Raw genomic sequence first — 21,341 nt, forward strand, 5'->3', positions numbered from 1 at the left:
ATGCTGACCACTTATGCCACCGAATACCCCATATTCTCTGTAGCAAATGTATTTTGATAATGGCGTTCTATTGGAATAGCAATTTTGTGAGTTAAATTTAATACCTGATGACCCTGTAATTTTTTAATATTTACTTGCCAGTTATCCCAACGTAAATCTTGGTAAAAATTCGCTAAATCGCCAGCTAACGCCCAGCCGACAAATTCTGAATAACTTAGATTAAGGCATTCCCACGTTTTGGATTTTGGATTGTGGTAGTAAATTAGTCCCATTTCTGCTCCCAGACCACCTGCGTTAATTGCAAAGTAGCCACCGACAGCATCATCAGCCACCAGTAAATAGCTTGGTTGTTCACCTGATTGCTGGAAAGTTTTACCAAAGTTCCATTCAAATAAGCTTCGTGGCAATTTTTCGTGTCCAGCACCCAATAAACGTAGCCAACCATGGTCAATTAAAATACCACCTGTTTCATATAGGATCGCTCCTAATGGCGAGCGAGTAGAAAGTTGCATTCCCACAAGAGCCCTTTCTGCCTCTTCAGCACAATTGGGTAAAATTTCGTAATGATTTTGGGCTGAAACGAACCAATCACGCAAAATTAACCACGCCGATTGTTTATCAAGTAATTCTTCTAATGATCTCATTGCAAAATTTCCTTAGAATCTGACCGCTTGTTCTAATTAACCTCTTTTTACCCAAGAGGCAACAAGCTATTCAAAAAAGGCTTCTTCAACTCGCTCAATTTCAGTGATAAGCTTTTGGATATAACGTAACTTATCGCATAAAGCGGTCGCTTTTTGCCAATTTTTTGCAGAAAGTGTTGCATCAAGTTCAGCAATAATTACTGCCTCTTGTGTATTAATCTGTTTGAGAAAAACCGTCAATTCCGTTTCATTTTGAGTATGTTCGATATGCTCAAGTTTCTCACGCCACTCAAGCTGTTGCATTAAGAAGTCCATATCCCGCATACTTTTTTCTTCAACATTTTGTGTTTCCCCTGTATTGATCAAAATGATCGATTCAGCACGGCGAACAGGGCTTTTTAACACTTGGAAAGCGTCATTAATTTCAGCTGATTTTTGTATCGCTAGACGCTGTTCTTGCACGGAATGGGAAGCAAAATTATCGGGGTGAAGTTGTTTTTGTAATGTGAGGTATCTTTCAGAAAGCAGCTCGCGATCCACCGAAAATTGCACGGGTAAATTAAACAGAGAAAATGGGTTGCTCATCTGATTATCCTTTCCAATTTTTATATTGCTATTTTTATACGTTAAAGCTTTCGCCACAACCGCATTCGTTTTTTACGTTTGGGTTGTTGTATTTAAACCCTTCATTTAGTCCTTCTTTAACAAAATCTAGTTCTGTACCAGATAAATAAACGAGACTTTTTTCATCAACAATGACATTTACGCCGTGTTGTTCAAATATATGATCATCTTCATTTAACACATCAACAAATTCCAACACATAGGCTAATCCTGAACAGCCAGATGTTTTTACTCCTAACCTTAGTCCAATCCCTTTACCACGGTTATCAAGGAAAGTTCTAACACGATTTGCCGCTGTTTCTGTAAGAGTGATACTCATCTTTTTTCCTTTTAATCTGTTAAATCAAGAAAATCAGCAAGTACATTTGCCTTTTAAAAGCTTATATTCTAGAAAAACAACAGTGGGCATATTGCCCACCTTGTATAGTATTATGTTTGGTTATTTACCGTTTTTTTCTTTGTAATCTGCAATGGCAGCCTTAATTGCATCTTCTGCTAAAATTGAACAGTGTACTTTTACGGGAGGTAACTCCAGCTCTTCAGCAATTTCACTATTTTTAATCTGCCCTGCTTCATCTAATGTTTTACCCTTAACTAACTCGGTAATTAGAGAACTAGAAGCAATTGCTGAACCACAACCGTACGCCTTAAAGCGAGCATCTTCGATAATACCTGAATCATTGACTTTAATCTGTAAACGTAAGATGTCGCCACAAGCGGGAGCACCGACCATCCCTGTGCCAATATCGGCTGCATCTTTATCAAATGTTCCCACATTGCGTGGATTTTCGTAATGATCAATCACTTTTTTACTGTATGCCATATTTTGTTCCTTTTGTTATGGAACACAAAACATTGTGTCCCTACTTATCTCGTTATAAGACATTTTCTTATAGGGACGCACTGCATGTGTCCCCTTATTGACTTCATTTTGTTAGAGGACGCATGCATTACGCCCCTACCATTTGTTGAAAAAATTAATGGTGATTCCACTCAATTGCGTCTAAATCCACCCCATCTTTAAACATTTCCCAAAGTGGAGAAAGTTCACGCAACTTCTCTACTGCTTTTCTCACAATTACGATCGTATGATCAATTTCTTCTTCTGTTGTCCAACGACCGAGAGAAAAGCGTAGTGAACTGTGTGCTAGTTCATCATTGCGACCAATTGCACGCAATACGTAAGATGGCTCAAGACTTGCTGAAGTACAGGCTGAACCAGAAGAAACTGCAATATCGAGCAATGACATCATCAAACTTTCTCCCTCAACAAAGTTGAAGCTGATATTCAAATTACTACCTACACGCTGTTCCATTGAACCATTGATATAGACTTCTTCCATTCCTTCAAAGCCTGCGATTAAGCGATCACGTAATTTCGTAATGCGAGCCATTTCATCAGTCATCTCTTCTTTTGCAATACGATAGGCTTCACCCATTCCGACAATTTGATGTACTGGTAATGTACCAGAACGCATACCACGCTCGTGTCCACCACCATGAATGATAGCTTCTAAACGGATACGAGGCTTACGACAAACATACAAGCCACCGATGCCTTTAGGTCCATACAATTTATGGCTAGAAAACGACATTAAATCAACATTGAGTTCTCGTACATTTACAGGGATTTTACCCACAGATTGCGTTGCATCAACGTGGAAAATAATCTTCTTCGAGCGGCAAAGTTTACCAATTTCAGCGATAGGCTGAATAACACCAATTTCATTATTAACGTGCATAATCGAAATTAAAATAGTGTCTGGGCGAATTGCTGCTTCTAATTTTGCTAAATCAATAATGCCATTACTTTCTGGTTCTAAATAAGTAGTTTCAAAGCCCTCACGCTCTAGCTGGCGACAAGTGTCTAATACTGCTTTATGCTCTGTTTTGCAGGTGATAATATGCTTACCTTTCGTTTGGTAGAAATGTGCTGCACCTTTGATAGCAAGGTTATCAGATTCAGTCGCCCCTGAGGTAAAAACGATTTCTCGACTATCTGCACCAATTAAGTCTGCAATTTGATTGCGTGCAATATCAACGGCTTCTTCGGCTTCCCAACCAAATTTGTGAGAGCGAGAAGCTGGATTACCAAAAATCCCGTCTTTAGTCATATATTCCATCATTTTTTTGACGACACGTTCGTCTGCAGGGCAGGTTGCCGCATAGTCTAAATAAATAGGTGATTGCATTATTTCTCCTAAAATAAAAAATTTTTGCTTTGGTTCAAATGCTACCAAAACAGTTGGTGATTACATCTAATGATGGTGATTATGGCATTTTTCCGCTTCGCAATTGTGTTCAGAATGTTCTTCAACCAATTCAGACAAAGGTATGGTATGCAGAAAATTTTCAATTTGCATTTCTAAACGTTCCCACAACGAATGCGTTAAACAACGAGAATCTTGACGACAATTGCCACTACCTTTGCATTTTGTTACATCAACACCCTCATTCACTGCTCTAATAATCGTTCCCACGGTAATGTCTTGTTCATCTTTACCTAACTGGTAACCGCCACCTGGCCCACGTACGCTGCTAACAATTCCCTCACGGCGTAACAGAGCAAATAATTGCTCTAAATACGATAAAGAGATAGATTGTCTTTCTGCAATATCAGCAAGACTCACAGGCTCTTTTTTGCCGTGTAATGCTATATCCAGCATTGCAGTTACAGCATAGCGTCCTTTTGAGGTTAATTTCATATTCTCACCTTATATCTCAAAGAATGAACAATGAACGGTAGAATTCTATATACCCTACTTATTTAGTCAAGTATAAAAATACCGTTTTTGAGAGGTTTAACTAATAGATTAAATAGTCTTTGATTGTTAAAGGCTATTTATATGCTCTGATACTTGTTTCTGATTACCCTAATCAGGCTTTATGGTATTTAACGAGTAGAAAGCTGAAAAATTATTGTTTCCGCTTGACAGCAAAAATCAAAATGGACCTTTAATTTAAATCCATTTTCTACAGATTTTATTTCGCTCGTAATTTTACAAGGTTCAGATTCAGCCGCTCGAGCTTTGTTGGTTAAGAATGCTAACGCTTCTTCTGCTTCTGCTTGAGTGGAATACACTTGAGAAAAATCAACCGCACACTCACTATTGTCAATGATTGTTCCAACATCAACACAACAACACGCTGCTGTTTCGTTTGTTTTACATTCAGCCATATTACATCTCCTTGGCATTAAAAACTATCTGTGCCATTCTACTCCCCAAATTCTACAATCGCAAATTTCCAGTAAAATTTTAATGGGAATACGACGTACGTTTGTATTTTTAATGCATTGCGACATATCTAAGATGGTATTATCAATAACCGCAACTGGTCGGAACACTTCTCCCATTTAGGAAATTTCATTGCGAGCGGTTGATTCTACCTTTAGAATCGAAAGAATAAAGCAAGTGTATTTGCCTAAAAAATGCATTTACTACAAATTTTATTTTTATAGCAGATATAACGCATTTTGTGTATTCGGTATTTTCTGCTTATTTTTTATGATTACTGAAGGAGTAACCTATGACCTTTACTAAAACCGCTGTTGCCTCTTTGATCGCACTGTCTGCGACAGGCGTACAAGCAGCTGCTTTCCAATTAGCTGAAGTTTCAACCTCAGGCTTGGGTTTTGCTTATGCGGGTAATGCTGCAGTGGCGGACAACGCTTCCGTGGTTGCAACAAACCCCGCATTAATGACAACGTTTAAACGTGCAGAAATTTCAGCTGGTGGTGTGTATGTTGCTCCCAATGTTAATATTACTGAGGGAAAAATTAACACGGTTAAGAAAGGTAGATTAGTTGGCGATGTTGAACCAGCACAAGAAGATGCTTTACATAAAAATATTGTTCCAAAAGCGTTTATTCCGAATATCTATGCGGTTGTGCCTGTTAATGAGCGTTTCGCTATTGGTGCGGGTATTAATGTGAATTACGGTATGAAAACCGAATTTGATGCTAATTATAGTGCAGGACCATTCGGTGGACGTACTTCTCTTGCGGCAACTAATATTAATCTAAGTAGCGCTTATAAATTGGGTGGTGGTTTTAGCTTAGGTGTTGGTTTAAATGCGGTTCACGCCGATGCAATGATTGAGCGTTATTTAGGTGCAGGTGCAGAAGCACTTAAGGTACAGACTACTAAATTAAAACGGGCGTTAGAGCTTGCAATATTACCGACAGAGCGGGTGATTGCGGCAGCTGAAAAGAATGGTGATACTACAACTGCTGAGCAACAGAAAGAATTACTTACATATCACAAACAGAACTTTTTTAATAATGCTGTACTTAGCCCTGAGAGAGACAGTACAGGTAATATTGTACTTACCAGTACTGGCGAATTGAGTTATGTTGTTGATCCAGAGAAAACAGCAAAACTTCGCAGATTAGGAATCAATAATTTTGATGATATGGATATTAGTATTGAACAAATGAAAAAAGTTGTTCAAGCTGTTGAAACCCTTCAGTACAACACGGTTATTCACAAACTCGAAGGGGCTAAATGGGGATTCGGTTGGAATGTGGGCTTAGCTTATGAGTTCAATCCAAATAACCGTCTAGGGGTGGCTTATCACTCTGCAGTAGATTTACGCTTTAAAGGAAAATATTCCAATACAATGCCATTCCCAGTACAAGGTGTGGTTGAAAAGGTAACAGGCGGAGCAAGTATCTCTGGGAGCTTAACTTTAGTATTGCCAGCGTATTGGGAAATTTCAGGCTATCACAAATTAACAGACAAGCTCGCAGCACAATACAGCTATAAACGCACCGATTGGAGCAGCTTTAAGAGCTTAGATGGTTACAGTCAAAATGGTAATCGACTATTCCACAAAACCGAGAACTTTAATGATTCTTCTCGTATCGCAATTGGTTTCTCTTATGATCTCATTCCATCATTAACTCTGCGCACTGGGGTGGCTTATGATGAAAGTGCAAGCGTAAGTAATCCATCAATCTCGATCCCTGATACCGATCGTACGTGGTATTCCGCAGGGGCAACTATTCGCTTTACACCAAATTTAAGCACAGATATTGGTTATTCTCACTTGCGTGGACGTAAATCAACCTTTAACGAAGAAGGTAGAGCTGTCTTTACCTCAAAAGCAACAGGTAACCTCTACGGCTTGAATGTAAACTACAAATTCTAACATTCCATTTCTAACTCTAACAAAAGCGTGTAAACTTCTTACACGCTTTTTTATTTTTGAATGTAATGAAATCGAAGTTCCCTATTTTTTATTGTTATTACCCCTCTCCTGTTGGGAAATTGTTGCTTTTAGCACAAGATAACGCCTTGATCTATATTGAGTTTGAGCAAGAGCAACAAACAATCTCTCTTGAACATATTCAATTGGCAGACGAAACAAGCGGTGAGATTTGGCAAATTTTTTGCAAAACATTTACGATTTTAGACCGCTACTTTCAAGGTGAAAAAATAGATTTTGCTCAATTGGATTTCCTTAATCCCCAAGGTACACCCTTTCAGCAAAGTGTTTGGCAGCAGTTGCGTAAAATCCCTTATGGAAAAACAATAAGTTATGGTGAAATTGCTTACGCACTAGGTAAGCCGAATGCAATGCGAGCGGTGGGCGGTGCAGTGGGGCGTAATCCAATTTCCATTTTAATTCCCTGTCACCGAGTGCTGGGTAAAAGTCAAACTTTGACAGGTTTTGGTGGCGGTTTACCGAATAAGCGATTTTTGCTCACTTTAGAAAAAATTGATTATCAGGATAAGGGGATTGAATTTGTTCGCCCTAAACGCAAAAACTGGAAATAATTTTGCATTAAGAATTTGTTATAAAGAGGAACTTGTTATGGATAAGCCAGCCCAAACACAACTTGCTACACAACTCGTTCACGCAGGACGAAAATCACGCTACACACAAGGTGCTGTTAGTGCGGTTATCCAGCGTGCTTCATCATTGGTCTTTAATACCGTTGCAGATAAAAAAGCGGCCACTCATAATCGTTACAAAGGAGCATTGTTTTACGGTCGTCGTGGAACACTTACTCACTTTGCCTTACAAGATGCAATGTGCGAGCTTGAGGGGGGAACAGGTTGCTACCTTTACCCTTGTGGAGCAGCGGCCGTCAGCCATTCTATTCTTGCGTTTGTTGAACAAGGTGATCACGTTTTAATGAGCGGTGCGGCTTATGAGCCGACACAATATTTTTGCAACCAAATCTTAAAAAAACTAGGGGTAGAAACAAGTTATTACGATCCTTTGATTGGTGCCAATATTCGTGATTTTATTTTGCCTCATACCAAGGTGCTGTTTCTAGAATCGCCAAGCTCTCTTACGATGGAAGTGCCTGATATTCCTGCTCTTGTCAATGCTGCTCGAGCAATGAATCCAGATATTATCATTATGATTGATAATACTTGGGCAGCAGGGGTGCTATTTCCTGCTTTGCAATATGGTATTGATATTTCTATTCAGGCTGGTACTAAATATTTGGTTGGGCATTCTGATGCAATGATTGGTACGGCTGTTGCTAACGCACGCTGTTGGGATCAGCTAAGAGAGCATTCTTACCTGATGGGGCAGATGGTTGATGCCGATACGGCATATATGACTGCTCGTGGATTGCGAACGCTGGCAGTAAGATTAAATCAACATCATGAGAGTAGTATAAAAATTGCACAATGGTTGGCGAAGCGACCTGAAGTTAAAGCCGTTTACCACCCCGCTTTACCAAGCTGTGCAGGCTATGAATTTTTTATGCGAGACTTTAAGGGTGCAAGCGGTCTATTTTCGTTTGAACTTTGCAAAACCTTATCTGATCAGCAACTGTCCGATTTTCTCGATCACTTTAGGCTATTTAGTATGGCGTATTCGTGGGGTGGATTTGAATCACTCATTCTTGCTAATCAACCGAATGAAATTGCCCGTATTCGTCCAAATATTACTCGGACTTTAACTGGCACATTAATTCGGCTTCATATTGGACTTGAAGCAGTGGAAGATTTAATTACTGACCTTGATGCTGCTTTTGCTCGGATTACTCTTTGATTACGCAAACTTTTCATTACACCAACTTTTGGTAACACAAACAAAAGCAAGGCAAACGTTTGCTTAAGAAAATAAACTTCGGTAGAATTCGCCACTCTTTTTTTATGTTTATCTAAAATTTATTGAGGTTTTATGTCTTTTCTCTCTGTGTTTAAACTGCAAGAGCGTGGTTCGACTGCCCGTCAAGAAGTAATTGCAGGTTTAACAACTTTTTTGGCGATGGTTTATTCGGTGATTGTTGTGCCAAATATGCTCAGCAGTGCAGGTTTTCCTGCTGATTCGGTGTTTATTGCAACCTGTCTTGTTGCAGGTTTAGGTTCTATCCTTATCGGTTTGTGGGCAAATGCACCGATGGCGATTGGCTGTGCGATTTCTCTTACAGCTTTCACTGCATTTAGCCTCGTACTTGGGCAAAATATTAGTGTCCCTGTTGCATTAGGGGCAATTTTCTTAATGGGTGTCGTCTTTACACTTGTTTCAATTACAGGCATTCGTGGTTGGATCTTGCGTAATTTACCTGCCAGCATTGCCCACGGTGCAGGTATTGGCATAGGTTTGTTCTTGCTGCTAATTGCGGCGAATGGTGTAGGATTGGTCGTTGGAAATCAAGCTGGCTTACCTGTTAAAATGGGGGTGTTTACTTCCTTTTCTGTGATTATGTCTCTAGTTGGGTTGGCTACGATCATTGGTTTAGAAAAGCTCAAAGTAAAAGGCTCTATTTTGTGGGTCATTATTGCAATTACCATTATTGGGCTAATTTTTGATCCTAATGTCAAGTTTGGTGGCGAGGTGTTTAAATTACCTACGTTCGGAGAACAATCACAATTTTTAAATCTAGATATTTTAGGGGCATTAAATGCGGCTATTTTGCCTGTTGTTTTTGCTTTGGTAATGACTGCGATTTTTGATGCCACAGGGACTATTCGTGCGGTGGCAGGGCAAGCGAATTTATTAGACAAAGACGGGCAAATCATCAACGGCGATAAAGCACTCACTTCCGATTCAATCAGTAGCATTCTATCAGGTTTATTTGGAACTGCACCTGCTGCGGTTTACATTGAATCAGCCGCTGGCACGGCTGCTGGCGGTAAAACAGGTTTAACTGCTGTAGTGGTAGGTGTGTTGTTTTTGTTAATGCTTTTTTTCCAACCATTGGCGTTTTTAGTACCAAGTTATGCGACTGCACCAGCCTTGATGTATGTTGGCTTATTAATGTTAAGTAATGTCTCAAAATTAGATTTTAATGATTTTATTGGTGCAATGTCAGGCTTGGTTTGTGCTGTGTTTATCGTACTAACCGCCAATATTGTAACAGGGATTATGCTTGGCTTTGCAACTTTAGTGATTGGGCGAGTTGTTTCAGGTGAAATGAAACAACTCAATCTTGGAACAGTCATTATCGCTATTGTTTTAGTGGTATTTTATGCTTTAGGCTATGCAATTTAATTGCTAAATAATGTGCAAATATTTACTGTTTTTAGACCGCTAGTACTCGCTTTAGATTGCTTGTACTAGCGACAAAAATGCCAAATGACTTTTTTGAGCAATTCTGTTGTAGGCCCGATGAATTTGGTTTCTAAAAATTCATCGGGCTGGTGAGCTTGTTCAATTGAGCCTGCTCCTAATACGATGGTTGGGCAAAGTTGCTGAATAAAGGGGGCTTCGGTACAGTAGTTTGCCGCCTCACATTTTTCGCCTAATAGTTTTTCAACCACTTGCACAATCTGAGCAGAATGCTCGCATTCATAAGCAGGGATACCTTGGTGTAATGGGTAGATTTCGATGCAATTTCCCCATTTTTCTAACAGCGGCATGAGTCTTGCCTGCATTAAATCACGCAAGTCTTGCAGTGCCATCTTAGGTAGAGGGCGAATATCAAGCTGTAATTCGCAACAAGCACAAATCCGATTTACCGCATCGCCGCCTCGAATACTGCCAAAGTTCATTGTTGGGTAAGGTACTTGAAATAAATCGTGGTGGTAATGCTCACGCAGGTCTTGCCGCATTTTAAGTAAATTGCTGGTAACATCGTGCATCACCTCTATGGCATTTACGCCTTTGTCAGGATCGCTAGAATGCCCTGATCTTCCCATAATTCTTACCGCTTCCCCTATATGCCCTTTGTGAGCTCGAATTGGCTTGAGCGAGGTGGGTTCGCCGATAATGGCACAATCAGGGCGAATATGGCTGTGCTGTGCAAATGTTCTTGCTCCCAGCATTGTAGTTTCTTCATCTGCGGTTGCCAAAATACGCAGTGGCTTGGTTAATTGCGTTAAATCCAATTGGCTAATCGCTTCCACGACAAAAGCAAAAAAACCTTTCATATCAGCAGTACCTAGACCGTAAAATTTATGGTTTTTTTCTGTGAGTGAAAAAGGATCAAATGTCCAGCGACCTTCGTCAAAAGGGACGGTATCGGTATGTCCTGCAAGCAGTAAGCCTCCCTCTTTAGACGAGCTTTTACTGTTATTATAAGTTGCCAATAAATTATATTTTTTACGGCTGTTAGGCACGGCAATGATCTCTGTGTTAAAACCGAGATCTGTCAGCCATTGTGCAAGTAATTCGATTAATTCAAGGTTAGATAAATCGAATTCTGGTTTGAGGCTACTGATCGTTGGAATGGCGATCAGTTGGCGGTAGCGTTCGGTAAATGATATCTTAGGCATTTTAAATTTCCTGCTTATTCGATTTGTGTAGCAACCTTTGACTGTTAAGCACTACAGTGATAGAAGATAATGTCATTGCAACAGCAGCAACCATGGGATTTAATAGCCAGCCTGTGAAAGGGTAAAGTACGCCGCTAGCAATTGTAATACTGATCAGATTATAGATGAATGCTCCGACAAGGCTTTGTTTCATATTAGCTAATACTTGCTTTGAAAAAGGCAAAACTTTAATTAAAGGAGCAAATCCTGCTTGCATTAGCGATAAATCTGCACTCTCAATCGCAATATCTGAACCATTTTGCATCGCAATGCCAACATCAGCTTGAGCAAGGGCTGGGGCATCATTAATGCCATCGCCAATCATTGCCACTTTTTTGCCTTTTGCTTGTAAATTGCGTATTGCTTCTGCTTTTTGTTCGGGCAGTACCTCCGCCAACACTCCGTCTAAACCGAGCTGTGTAGCAAAATAATCTGCACTGGTTTGGCGATCACCTGTGAGCATAATACATTCGTAGCCTTGTTGTTGAAAACGGTTAATCATCGCTTTGCTGTCTGAGCGAAGTTGATCTTCTAGCGTAAATATGGCAACTATTTTTTCATCAATCTTAAAATAGACCTGCGTGCTGTATTGTTGATCGATTATTGCTGGGCCAGAGGCGGAGGGAACAGAAGCCGTATAAGCGGTTGAATTTTCGTTAAAATTAACAAATTGTGCATTGCCGATTTTAAGTTGTTTTTCTTGCCATTTGCCACTGATGCCTAATCCTTTTTCAATCTTGATTTCACTGATGGCTTGTGGTGACAAAGAGGTGTGTTCTGGTAGGTTTTGAGCGTATGCCACAATCGCTTGAGCGATAGGGTGGGAGGCGTGTTTTTCAAGCGTAGTGGCAAGTTGAATGGATAAATTTAGATCAATATTTCCAAACGATTGAACGTTACTTACCGTCATTTTCCCTGTAGTCAATGTCCCAGTCTTATCGAATACGAGGGTATCAAGCTCGCTACTAGCTTGTAATGCTTCAATATTTTTCACTAACACGCCAAATTCTGCAGATTTTGCTACGCCTGCAATCGTAGAAAGTGGAATGGCTAATCCTAAAGCACACGGGCAAGCGATAATTAGCACAGTAGTAAAAATCGACATAACAAAAGCGAAATTCTGACCTTGAACCCACCAAAATATTGCACTTAAAAGTGCAATGCTAACCACAACTGGCACAAAAATCGCCGCAATTTTATCGACCCACTGTGCAAGGGGTGGTTTGCTGGATTGTGCGTGGCGGACAGCGTGGATAATTCTTGCTAAAGCGGTTTGGCTACCGACTTGTTTAGCGACATACACGCCAGCCCCATCGGTGATGATCGTACCAGCTCGTAGCGTATCGCCTACATTTTTTTCAACTGGTAGAGCCTCTCCTGTGAGCATTGCTTCATCAGCCCAAATTTTGCCACTCAATAGTTCTCCATCAACAGCAAGCCGAGCGCCTGTGAGTGCCTGTATTTTCATTTCAGGTTTAATTGCCTTGACAGGGATTGTTTTTGTAAGATTTTCATCGAAAATGACCGCTTGTTGAGGGGCAAGATCCAGTAATTTTTCTAGTGCAAGAGAGGAACGTTGCTTGGTTTTTAATTCTAAATATTTGCCCAAATTGATAAAACCGATAATCATTACGCTGGCTTCAAAATAAAGATGTGTATTGGGCTGCGGAAATATCAGCATACTAAAAGAATAGAGCCACGCTGTACCTGTGCTGAGTGCGACAAGGGTATCCATTGTTGAGGTGCGATTTTTGAGACTAATCCACGCCCCGATAAAAAATGATTTACCTGAAAAATAGAGTGTGATTAGTGTAATTGCCGCCCAACTTGCCCATAACCAGCGGTTATTTTCATTAAGGTGCATTCCTTGCCATAAACCGAATCCCATCAATGTAAACCCAACGAGTAATGTTAATATGGCTTGCTGTTTTTTGCGAGCGAGTACCTGTAAAGTTTGGGTCTGTTGCTTTGCTCGGCGAACCTGTTCACTTTCTAAAATTTCTGCATTAAATCCCATTTTCTTGACCGCTTGAATAAGCAAATTGGGATCTGTGTTACTTTGTACAAAAGCGGTGTGATCGGCTAAATTGACGCTGGCTAAAGCTACGCCTTCAATTTCAAGTAATGTTTTTTCGATTCGTCTAACACAGCCTGCACAATGCATTCCATCAATTAAAAATTGTGTTTCTTGTAAGGTATTTTCTTGCACAATGGTTTTTGGCATCTAGCTTGCTCCTTAATATGAAACTATCAAAAAGCCGAACAATTGTTCGGCTATTGTTTAATCATTTATCAGCTAAAACTATTCTTCACTGCTGAGGGTTTTGATACTCTCATCGGCTCTGCGAGCTTCGCCTTTATGTTTCTGTTTATTTAATTGGGTTTCTAATTTGGTTTCCACTTCATTAATTGCTTTATAGAGATCTGCATTATGTGCTTTTGCAAAAAGATCACCTACTGGTGTACCTATTGCTACTTCAACCTCGTAGCCATTTGGTTGTTTATGTATTATAAAATGGGGATTAATAAGCTGGGTGTGCCATTTATTTAATTTTGCCAAGCGTTCTTCAATATGAGTGCGAATTGCTGGAGTGATGTCCATTTGTTTGCTTGAAATATTGATTGTCATAGCATTCTCCTTTGTGATATTGATGAGTAGTGTTTTTAATATATGCCTTTACACTAAAAATTCAAGCAATAAACCTAACAAAATATGAAAAGTTCGAACTACCTAACACTTTTGTGTTTTTTTGACTATAATCTAACCCTATTTATGACGTAGGAATATTAAGTTTTTGCAGTAGGGCGTGCAATGGAGATGTGCAATGAATAAAAAACAGTTACCCCCCTTTCAATCTGCGTTTTTACACCCTAAATATTGGGGACTATGGTTAGGGATAGGATTATTTCGATTAATTTTATTGTTACCTTATCCTATCTTGATCAAGATAGGTAAAGGATTGGGCAAATTATTTGCAACATTGAGCGTTGGGAAACGGCGTATTGCTGTCGCACGTCGTAATTTACAACTCTGTTTTCCAGATTATAGTGCAGCACAAATTGAAACACTGATTGCTAAAAATGGCGAATCTGTGGGACTGGCGATTATTGAAACAGGTATGGCGTGGTTTTGGTCAGATAAGCGTATTCTGAAATGGGTAAAAATTGAAGGAATAGAACATCTCAAGCGGTCAGATAATGTAGGAATTTTGCTCGTAGGTGTGCATTTTCTCACATTAGAATTAGGGGCAAGAGTGGTGGGGTTACATCATCAAGGGATTGGCGTTTATCGTCCAAATGATAATCTTGTGTTTAATTGGTTGCAGTTTAGAGGGCGTATTCGTTCTAATAAGGCAATGTTAGATCGCAAAGATCTGCGAGGAATGATTAGGGCACTAAAATCAGGTGAGACGATTTGGTATGCCCCTGATCACGACTATGGACGTAAAAATAGTGTGTTTGTGCCTTTTTTTGCAGTTCAACAAGCAGCAACGACAGTCGGAACTCAAATGTTATTACGTTCAGCACCGAACGCTGTAGTCGTACCATTTAGTCCTGTGCGTAATGAAGATGGATCAGGCTATACGATCAAAATTAAACCTGCGGTTGATTTTAGCGGTTGTCAAAATGAGATTGAGACAGCAACATTGATGAATAAAGTGGTTGAGCAAGAAATAATGAATGCACCGAGCCAATATATGTGGCTACATCGCCGATTTAAAACTCGCCCAAGCGAAAATGATCCGAGCTTGTATGAATAAAAATTGATGAATAGAAAGGAAAAATAATGAAAAAAATTGTTCTTGCGACAGGTAATGCAGGTAAAGTGCGTGAAATGGAAGACGTATTAGCTGATTTGGGCTTTGAAGTTGTTGCTCAAACTGAATTTGGATTCACTTCTCCAGAAGAAACAGGGCTGACTTTTGTTGAAAATGCGATATCAAAAGCTCGTTATGCAAGCCAAATGACAGGACTGCCTGCTATCGCAGATGATTCTGGCTTAGTGGTTGAGGCGTTAGGTGGCGAGCCTGGGTTGTATTCTGCACGTTATGCAGGGACAGACCACGATGATGCTGCTAATCGCCAAAAACTATTGGCGAAGATGACAGAACAAAATGATCGTCGAGCAAAATTTTTAAGCTGTATTGTGTTTTTACAACACCCTACAGATCCGAACCCTCGAATAGCAATTGGCGAATGCGTGGGGGAAATTCTGTCAGAAGAACGAGGTGAAAATGGCTTCGGTTATGATCCAGTGTTCTTTTATCCGCCTAAAAATTGTACTTTTGCAGAATTGGATACGGCAGAGAAAAAACGCCTTTCTCATCGTGCAATCGCACTCAATCAACTCAAAAAACAACTTAATCAGGAGGAATGATGATTATCACCACAACGAATAACATTGAAGGAAAAGAAATTATTGACTACAAAGGATTAGTTTTTGGTGAGGTAGTTTCTGGAGCAAATATTTTTCGAGATTTCTTTGCAAGCATTACGGATATTATTGGTGGTCGTTCTCGAACGTATGAAAGTAAATTGAATGCTTCACGGCAAAATGCCTTGAAAGAGCTAGAAAATGAAGCAAAAAAATTAGGTGCAAATGCCGTAGTGGGCGTTTCGTTAGATTATCAATCAATGGGTGGGAATAAAAGCATGTTTATTGTTGTAGCAACTGGCACCGCAGTGCGAGTCCGTTAATTAGAATGGTAAATGAGTTCGGAATATGCAAAGCTCTCATCAACTTGATGTCCATTTTTGGCAGAAAAAATCGCTGCTTGAAATGAATGAGGCAGAATGGGAAGCCTTATGCGATGGCTGTGGAAAGTGTTGTTATCGCAAATATATTCAAGGGCGAGGCAAGCGAGAACAACTTCATTACACGAGAGTTGCTTGTAATTTACTCGATTTGGAAACAGGAAAATGCAGCAATTACCCAAATCGTTTCAAGATTGAGAGTGATTGCACTAAGCTGACAAAGAAAAATCTGCCGCAATTTGGTTGGCTGCCTAAGACTTGTGCTTATCGCCTGCTTTATGAAGGCAAGCCACTGTTTGATTGGCACCCTCTCATTAGTGGTGATCCCAATTCAGTGCTGCGTGCAAATATATTAATTCGCCACGGCATTCACGAAAATCAGGTGATTGATTGGTTCGAATTTGTGATCGATGAAGTATAACAAGCGGTCAAAAATAGCACAACTTTTACAAAGTTGTTTTATCGTTGAACAATGATTTGCAAACAGCAAATGGATTTGAATGGAGAATAAAGCAGTGAATATGAAAACAGCGTTAGTTACAGGGGCAACATCAGGCTTTGGATTAGCCATTTGTCGCACATTAATTGAAGCAGGGTATCGTGTGATCGGCACTGGCAGGCGAGCTGAACGTTTAGATGCATTGAAATTGCAATTTGGCGAGCAATTTTTACCGCTTGCTTTTGATGTCAGCGATCGAAATGCTGTAGAACAAGCATTGGCTCGCCGCCCAACAGACTGGCAAGCGGTCGATTTACTCGTGAATAATGCAGGATTGGCATTAGGTTTAGAATCCGCAGATAAAGCTGAATTATCTGATTGGTATCAGATGATTGACACTAATATTAAAGGCTTAGTTGCTGTTACACGACTCGTTTTGCCTGAAATGGTGGCACGCAATAGCGGACAAGTCATCAACATTGGCTCCATCGCAGGCAACTACCCTTACCCTGGTGGCAATGTATATGGCGGAACAAAAGCATTTGTCAAACAATTCAGCTTAAATTTGCGGGCAGATTTGGCGGGTACAAAAATTCGTGTTACCAACGTAGAGCCAGGGTTGTGTGGTGGCACAGAATTTTCTAATGTACGTTTTAAAGGTGATGATGAAAAGGCTGCAAAATTGTACGAAAATGTCAATTATGTTTCTGCTGAAGATATTGCCAACATAGTCCTATGGCTTAACCAACAACCTGAACACGTTAATATCAATCGTATTGAAGTAATGCCTACCGCACAAACATTTTCACCGTTGTTGGTAAGTCGCAGTGTATAGCGAAATAGAAGAATATAAAATTTAATCGGAAAGTGGTTGTGCAGTGGTTTGCTATATATTTTCTTTATTTTGCACTAGTTTAATAGTACACTATTACGCATTTTATTTTAGCCTTTGATTTTTAGTGAGAAAGTATGATGGAAAATACCCTTTTAAATCCCTATTTTGGGGAGTTTGGTGGAATGTATGTGCCAGAAATTTTGGTGCCTGTGCTTAAAGAGCTGGAGCAGGCGTTCGTTGCAGCACAATCAGATAGCCAATTTCAGGCAGAATTTAGTAGTTTGCTGAAAAACTATGCAGGTCGTCCAACAGCTTTGACGCTATGCCGTAATTTGACGAAGGGAACCAAGACTAAACTTTATCTTAAGCGAGAAGACTTATTGCACGGTGGAGCACATAAAACCAATCAGGTATTAGGGCAGGCGTTGTTAGCAAAAAAAATGGGTAAAACTCGGATTATTGCTGAAACTGGGGCAGGACAACACGGTGTGGCGACGGCATTAGCCTGTGCAATGTTGAATATGCCGTGTGTGGTGTATATGGGGGCGAAAGATGTGGAACGTCAATCTCCGAATGTGTTTCGTATGCGTTTGATGGGAGCAGAGGTTGTTCCTGTTGAAAAAGGGTCTTGTTCGTTGAAAGATGCGTGTTGCGAGGCAATGCGAGACTGGGCGGCGAATTATGAGACAACACATTATTTAATTGGGACTGCCGCAGGTCCTCACCCTTTCCCTACGATGGTCAGGGAATTCCAAAAGATGATTGGCGAAGAGACAAAACAGCAAATTTTAGAGCAAGAGAACTGTTTGCCTGATGCGGTTATTGCGGCAGTGGGAGGGGGATCGAATGCGATTGGTATGTTTGCTGACTTTATTAACGAAGAAAAGGTGAAATTAATTGGGGTTGAGCCTGCAGGCAAGGGCATTGAGACAGGTGAACACGGTGCACCACTTAAACACGGAAGTACAGGGATCTATTTTGGAATGAAGTCGCCTATTATGCAAACGCAAGATGGACAGATTGAAGAATCTTATTCTATTTCTGCGGGGTTAGATTTTCCATCAGTTGGACCGCAACACGCCTATTTGAATGCGGTTGGGCGTGCAGAGTATGTATCCATTACCGATCAGGAAGCACTAGAGGCTTTCCAAGCATTGGCTCGCCACGAGGGAATTATTCCAGCTCTTGAAAGTTCACACGCATTGGCGTATGCATTAAAATTAATTGCACAAGCACCAGATAAAGCGCAGTTATTGGTTGTGAATCTATCTGGACGAGGTGATAAAGATATTTTCACTGTCGATAAAATTTTAAATGGTGAGGAGGGTAAATGAGTCGTTTTGATACTTTATTTCACAAGTTAAAAGCCAAAAATGAAGGGGCTTTTGTGCCATTTGTAACGCTCTGTGATCCTGATTTCGAGCGTTCATTTGAGATTATTGAAACCTTGATTGCGAATGGAGCTGATGCATTAGAGCTAGGCTTTCCTTTTTCTGATCCATTGCTTGATGGACCAGTGATTCAAGCTGCCAACAAACGAGCGTTAGATGCGGGACACAGCACAGAATCTTGCTTTAATTTGATGGTGAAAATTCGTGAGAAATATCCGGATATTCCAATTGGGTTGTTATTGTGTGCGAATTTGGTGTTTGTACCGAGTGCAGCGGAATTTTTCGCTCGTTGTGCTAAAACAGGCGTTGATGCAGTGTTAATTGCGGACTTGCCTGTTGCTTATGCCCAAGAGTTTGCAGACGAAGCGAAAGAACACGGTATTCAGTTGGTGTTTATTTGTCCACCAAATGCAGATAGTATAACGATTAACAAGATAGCTATTTTTACGGGGGGTTATACTTATTTAGTTTCTCGTGCAGGCGTAACCAGTGCTGAAAATCAGCAGCACGCCTCAAACTTGGCGAATTTAGTGGATCTGCTCAAGCGGTCAGATGCAGCTCCGATTTTGCAAGGCTTTGGGATTGCTAAGCCAGAACAGGTGAAAGAAGCATTGAATTTAGGCTGTGATGGGGCAATTTCAGGTTCAGCGATTGTAAAAATTATTGAAAAAAATCTCGAAAATCAGACCGCTTTACTTACGGAATTAGGGCAATTTATACGAGAAATGAAAGCGGCTACACGGTAAGTAGTGAGCGAAGAAAAGATAGCAAGATAGATAAACAAGACATAAAGCGAGAATGAACGATTCTCGCTTTATGTTTTTAAGTTTTTTCATTTTTCTACTCGTTGCGAGTACGATTCCATAAGTCAGCATATTTAATAAAGGTAGAGTGGCTGGAAAGGATGGCAAGCAGCAGTCCTTGTTTGCCATCTAAAAAGCCTGCTTTAAGGAAGTACATTTTTACAAAACAGGCAATGGCGTGGGTGATGCCTTGTAAAAGTGATCCTTTTTTGCCTTTGTTTGCTCGTTGAATTGCCCACGCCTTAGCATAGCTGGCGGATTTAACCAAGTAATGATGAAGATCTTTATAAGTGTAGTGTAATAAATCGCCTTTTAATTTTACCACATTGGCGTGCTTCGGATAATGTACTTTTTCGTGAACGAGTTCATCACCATATTGAGCAAAATCAGTGCGGTAGAGGCGTGTTACATAATCTGGGTACCAACCCGAATGGCGGATCTGCCGCCCAAAAACCTCACTTAGACGAGGCAATTGATAGACTGCATTTTTTTCGTCTCGACGCACCGCTTGTTGGATTGCATCTTTCAATTCAGGTGTTACTCGTTCATCAGCATCAAGCCAAAGAACGTAATCGCTTGTAACATATTGTTGAGCGAATTGTCGTTGTTTACCAAAGCCCTGCCAATCGGTATTTTCAAAAAATTTTACACCATAGCTTAGGGCAATTTGTTTTGTTTCATCGGTGCTGCCGCTATCTAGAATGATAATTTCATCAACCCAATCTGCCACGGTATCTAGACACGCTGCGAGGTCTTGTGCTTCATTTTTTACAATCATTGCAACGCTTAAAGTTGGCATAATTTTCCTCTTTTTATTTGGCTCAGTGAGAATAGCGAGATCTTACTTTAAAAATTGCCTCATTTGTGCTATTTTCTGCATTGTTTTTTACAATTTAAGTTTTTATATTTTAAGGCAAATTTAAATGTCAGTCATTTTAACAACAAAACAAAAGCAGTATCTCAAAGGCTTAGCACATCACTTAAACCCTGTGGTGATGCTGGGTGGAAATGGTTTAACTGAAGGGGTATTAGCCGAAATCGATCTCGCTCTCAATCATCACGAACTCATTAAAGTAAAAATTGCAGGTGCGGAGCGTGAAACAAAGCAATTAATTATTGATGCGATTATTCGAGAGACTAAAGCGTCAATGGTGCAAACAATTGGACATATTTTAGTGCTTTACCGCCAAAGTGAGGAAAAAAAGATCAGCTTGCCGAAGACAGTTAAGTCTATTTAAAGGCAATAATGTCTGTTTAATGGTAAAAAACTTGCAAAAAAATGAATAAATTTGACCGCTTGAGTTGATTGAAATTGAACAACGCAAGCGGTTTTTTATGGAGAAAAAATGTTAAAGAAGACTAGATTAAAGAGAGTAACGCTGTTTAGTGCATTAATGTTAGTCATACCACTGGCAACGTGGGGATTGAGTTGGCAATGGACGACAGCACTTGATTATCAAGATTTTGATGGCGATTTTTGGTTATTTATTTTAACAGAAACAGGATCGGTGCCTTATGCGTTGATTACTTGCGTCGTCTTTATGCTATGGATTATGTGGTTGGTGCGTAAACATTATTCGTGGCTACTGGTTGGAGTGATGTGTGCTAGCTCGGTTGTTGGCACGCAATTGATAAAAGAGGGAGCTAAGGCTATTTTTAAAGAGCCTCGTCCTTTTGTGAGTGAGATTTTTATTAATCAAAGCGAGGCTTTTTATCGTTTATCGAAAACAGAGCAGCGAGAAGCGTTGATTGAAAATTATCCATTACCTCATTTTGTCGCACATCATCAAGCAAAGGAATTAGGTTATTCTTTTCCATCTGGGCATACGATTTTTGCGGTGTCTTGGTTGTTGTTATTTGGGGGATTTTTAGCAGGATTGCGTGGGAAAGCGGTCGTTTTTGCTCAAATTTTTGCAATTGTTTGGAGCGGATTAATGTTAATTAGTCGTTTACGTTTAGGTATGCATTATCCAATTGATTTGTTGGCAAGTACGCTGATTTCGTGGGGATTTCATCTAGTATTTTTTATTTGGTACCTGCCTCGTGTCGCAGCATTGCCGATTTTTAATCTAGGTTACTCTTTCTTTAGTCGTGAAGAACAGCGTTAATTTTTATAAGTAGCGGG

The 21,341-nt window shown here is 40.1% G+C and carries 24 protein-coding genes; 13 read left to right on the forward strand and 11 right to left on the reverse strand.

Translation table 11 applies throughout. The annotated features are described in order from the left end of the window. Positions 1-11: 11 nt before the first annotated feature. The 7 genes from EV693_RS03860 to EV693_RS03890 all read right to left on the reverse strand — a co-directional run bounded on the left by EV693_RS03860 (position 12) and on the right by EV693_RS03890 (position 4,446). The gene (locus tag EV693_RS03860) at positions 12-644 is read right to left on the reverse strand and encodes a DUF2625 family protein (protein ID WP_132501068.1); all 633 of its coding nucleotides are present in this window, start codon (positions 642-644) and stop codon (positions 12-14) included. Between the two features lie 66 nt (positions 645-710). Further along, on the reverse strand, positions 711-1,229 hold the full coding sequence (gene hscB / locus EV693_RS03865; protein ID WP_132501069.1) for a Fe-S protein assembly co-chaperone HscB: 519 nt from the start codon (positions 1,227-1,229) through the stop codon (positions 711-713). A 34-nt stretch (positions 1,230-1,263) separates the two neighbouring features. Continuing rightward, positions 1,264-1,587 carry an iron-sulfur cluster assembly protein IscA gene (iscA, locus tag EV693_RS03870; protein ID WP_132501070.1) on the reverse strand — a complete coding sequence of 108 codons (324 nt, stop codon included), beginning with the start codon at positions 1,585-1,587 and terminating at the stop codon, positions 1,264-1,266. A gap of 120 nt (positions 1,588-1,707) precedes the next feature. After that, on the reverse strand, positions 1,708-2,091 hold the full coding sequence (iscU, locus tag EV693_RS03875; protein WP_132501071.1) for a Fe-S cluster assembly scaffold IscU: 384 nt from the start codon (positions 2,089-2,091) through the stop codon (positions 1,708-1,710). Between the two features lie 154 nt (positions 2,092-2,245). Beyond that, a complete protein-coding gene (locus EV693_RS03880; protein ID WP_132501072.1) occupies positions 2,246-3,460 on the reverse strand; it encodes an IscS subfamily cysteine desulfurase in 1,215 nt (404 codons plus the stop codon). 66 nt (positions 3,461-3,526) lie between these two features. After that, a complete protein-coding gene (locus EV693_RS03885) occupies positions 3,527-3,973 on the reverse strand; it encodes an Rrf2 family transcriptional regulator (RefSeq protein ID WP_132501073.1) in 447 nt (148 codons plus the stop codon). A gap of 188 nt (positions 3,974-4,161) precedes the next feature. Next, complete coding sequence (locus EV693_RS03890) at positions 4,162-4,446, reverse strand: YfcZ/YiiS family protein (RefSeq protein ID WP_132501074.1); 285 nt, start codon at positions 4,444-4,446, stop codon at positions 4,162-4,164. 350 nt (positions 4,447-4,796) lie between these two features. Between EV693_RS03890 and EV693_RS03895 the strand changes: the two genes are divergently transcribed. The 4 genes from EV693_RS03895 (at position 4,797) to EV693_RS03910 (ending at position 9,731) form a co-directional block, all read left to right on the forward strand. Next, entirely contained in the window at positions 4,797-6,419 is a 1,623-nt protein-coding gene (locus EV693_RS03895) for an outer membrane protein transport protein (protein ID WP_243694565.1), read from the forward strand. A gap of 65 nt (positions 6,420-6,484) precedes the next feature. Next, on the forward strand, positions 6,485-7,048 hold the full coding sequence (locus EV693_RS03900) for a methylated-DNA--[protein]-cysteine S-methyltransferase (protein WP_132501075.1): 564 nt from the start codon (positions 6,485-6,487) through the stop codon (positions 7,046-7,048). 37 nt (positions 7,049-7,085) lie between these two features. Then, positions 7,086-8,285, forward strand: coding sequence for a cystathionine beta-lyase (metC, locus tag EV693_RS03905; protein ID WP_132501076.1), 1,200 nt, complete (start codon positions 7,086-7,088; stop codon positions 8,283-8,285). A gap of 132 nt (positions 8,286-8,417) precedes the next feature. Beyond that, a complete protein-coding gene (locus tag EV693_RS03910) occupies positions 8,418-9,731 on the forward strand; it encodes an NCS2 family permease (protein WP_132501077.1) in 1,314 nt (437 codons plus the stop codon). 65 nt (positions 9,732-9,796) lie between these two features. Here EV693_RS03910 and argE read toward each other — a convergent pair whose 3' ends face one another. The 3 genes from argE to hpf form a co-directional block, all read right to left on the reverse strand. Beyond that, positions 9,797-10,954, reverse strand: coding sequence for an acetylornithine deacetylase (gene argE / locus EV693_RS03915; protein WP_132501078.1), 1,158 nt, complete (start codon positions 10,952-10,954; stop codon positions 9,797-9,799). Between the two features lies 1 nt (position 10,955). Further along, positions 10,956-13,217: a heavy metal translocating P-type ATPase gene (locus tag EV693_RS03920; protein ID WP_132501079.1), complete on the reverse strand. Its 2,262-nt coding sequence runs from the start codon at positions 13,215-13,217 to the stop codon at positions 10,956-10,958. A gap of 78 nt (positions 13,218-13,295) precedes the next feature. Next, positions 13,296-13,622 carry a ribosome hibernation-promoting factor, HPF/YfiA family gene (hpf, locus tag EV693_RS03925; protein WP_132501080.1) on the reverse strand — a complete coding sequence of 109 codons (327 nt, stop codon included), beginning with the start codon at positions 13,620-13,622 and terminating at the stop codon, positions 13,296-13,298. A gap of 196 nt (positions 13,623-13,818) precedes the next feature. On the opposite strand from hpf, the gene EV693_RS03930 reads away from it, so the two are divergent. From EV693_RS03930 to trpA, 7 genes are all read left to right on the forward strand, one after another. Beyond that, on the forward strand, positions 13,819-14,754 hold the full coding sequence (locus EV693_RS03930) for a Kdo(2)-lipid IV(A) acyltransferase (protein WP_132501081.1): 936 nt from the start codon (positions 13,819-13,821) through the stop codon (positions 14,752-14,754). Between the two features lie 26 nt (positions 14,755-14,780). After that, complete coding sequence (rdgB, locus tag EV693_RS03935; protein ID WP_132501082.1) at positions 14,781-15,371, forward strand: RdgB/HAM1 family non-canonical purine NTP pyrophosphatase; 591 nt, start codon at positions 14,781-14,783, stop codon at positions 15,369-15,371. Then, positions 15,371-15,691: a YbjQ family protein gene (locus EV693_RS03940; RefSeq protein ID WP_132501083.1), complete on the forward strand. Its 321-nt coding sequence runs from the start codon at positions 15,371-15,373 to the stop codon at positions 15,689-15,691. The genes rdgB and EV693_RS03940 overlap by 1 nt, the downstream gene beginning before the upstream one ends. A 25-nt stretch (positions 15,692-15,716) precedes the next feature. Further along, complete coding sequence (locus tag EV693_RS03945; RefSeq protein WP_132501084.1) at positions 15,717-16,169, forward strand: YcgN family cysteine cluster protein; 453 nt, start codon at positions 15,717-15,719, stop codon at positions 16,167-16,169. A gap of 100 nt (positions 16,170-16,269) precedes the next feature. Then, positions 16,270-17,022, forward strand: a complete 753-nt coding sequence (locus tag EV693_RS03950) for an SDR family oxidoreductase (protein ID WP_132501138.1) — start codon at positions 16,270-16,272, stop codon at positions 17,020-17,022. Between the two features lie 137 nt (positions 17,023-17,159). Then, positions 17,160-18,356: a tryptophan synthase subunit beta gene (gene trpB / locus EV693_RS03955; RefSeq protein ID WP_132501085.1), complete on the forward strand. Its 1,197-nt coding sequence runs from the start codon at positions 17,160-17,162 to the stop codon at positions 18,354-18,356. Further along, a complete protein-coding gene (trpA, locus tag EV693_RS03960; RefSeq protein ID WP_132501086.1) occupies positions 18,353-19,159 on the forward strand; it encodes a tryptophan synthase subunit alpha in 807 nt (268 codons plus the stop codon). The genes trpB and trpA overlap by 4 nt, the downstream gene beginning before the upstream one ends. A 94-nt stretch (positions 19,160-19,253) precedes the next feature. Here the strand turns inward: trpA and EV693_RS03965 are convergent, their stop codons facing one another. Then, positions 19,254-20,015 carry a glycosyltransferase family 2 protein gene (locus tag EV693_RS03965; protein ID WP_132501087.1) on the reverse strand — a complete coding sequence of 254 codons (762 nt, stop codon included), beginning with the start codon at positions 20,013-20,015 and terminating at the stop codon, positions 19,254-19,256. 124 nt (positions 20,016-20,139) lie between these two features. Here EV693_RS03965 and yhbY point away from each other — a divergent pair, with 124 nt between their 5' ends. Together yhbY and EV693_RS03975 are read left to right on the forward strand one after the other, a co-directional pair. After that, the gene (yhbY, locus tag EV693_RS03970) at positions 20,140-20,454 is read left to right on the forward strand and encodes a ribosome assembly RNA-binding protein YhbY (RefSeq protein WP_132501088.1); all 315 of its coding nucleotides are present in this window, start codon (positions 20,140-20,142) and stop codon (positions 20,452-20,454) included. Positions 20,455-20,610: 156 nt separating this feature from the next. Then, positions 20,611-21,324 (forward strand): phosphatase PAP2 family protein, encoded by a 714-nt coding sequence (locus tag EV693_RS03975; RefSeq protein WP_132501139.1) that lies wholly within the window; start codon positions 20,611-20,613, stop codon positions 21,322-21,324. Positions 21,325-21,341 lie beyond the last annotated feature (17 nt).

Origin of the sequence: Nicoletella semolina (assembly GCF_004345745.1) — a bacterium.
GTDB lineage: Bacteria > Pseudomonadota > Gammaproteobacteria > Enterobacterales > Pasteurellaceae > Nicoletella > Nicoletella semolina.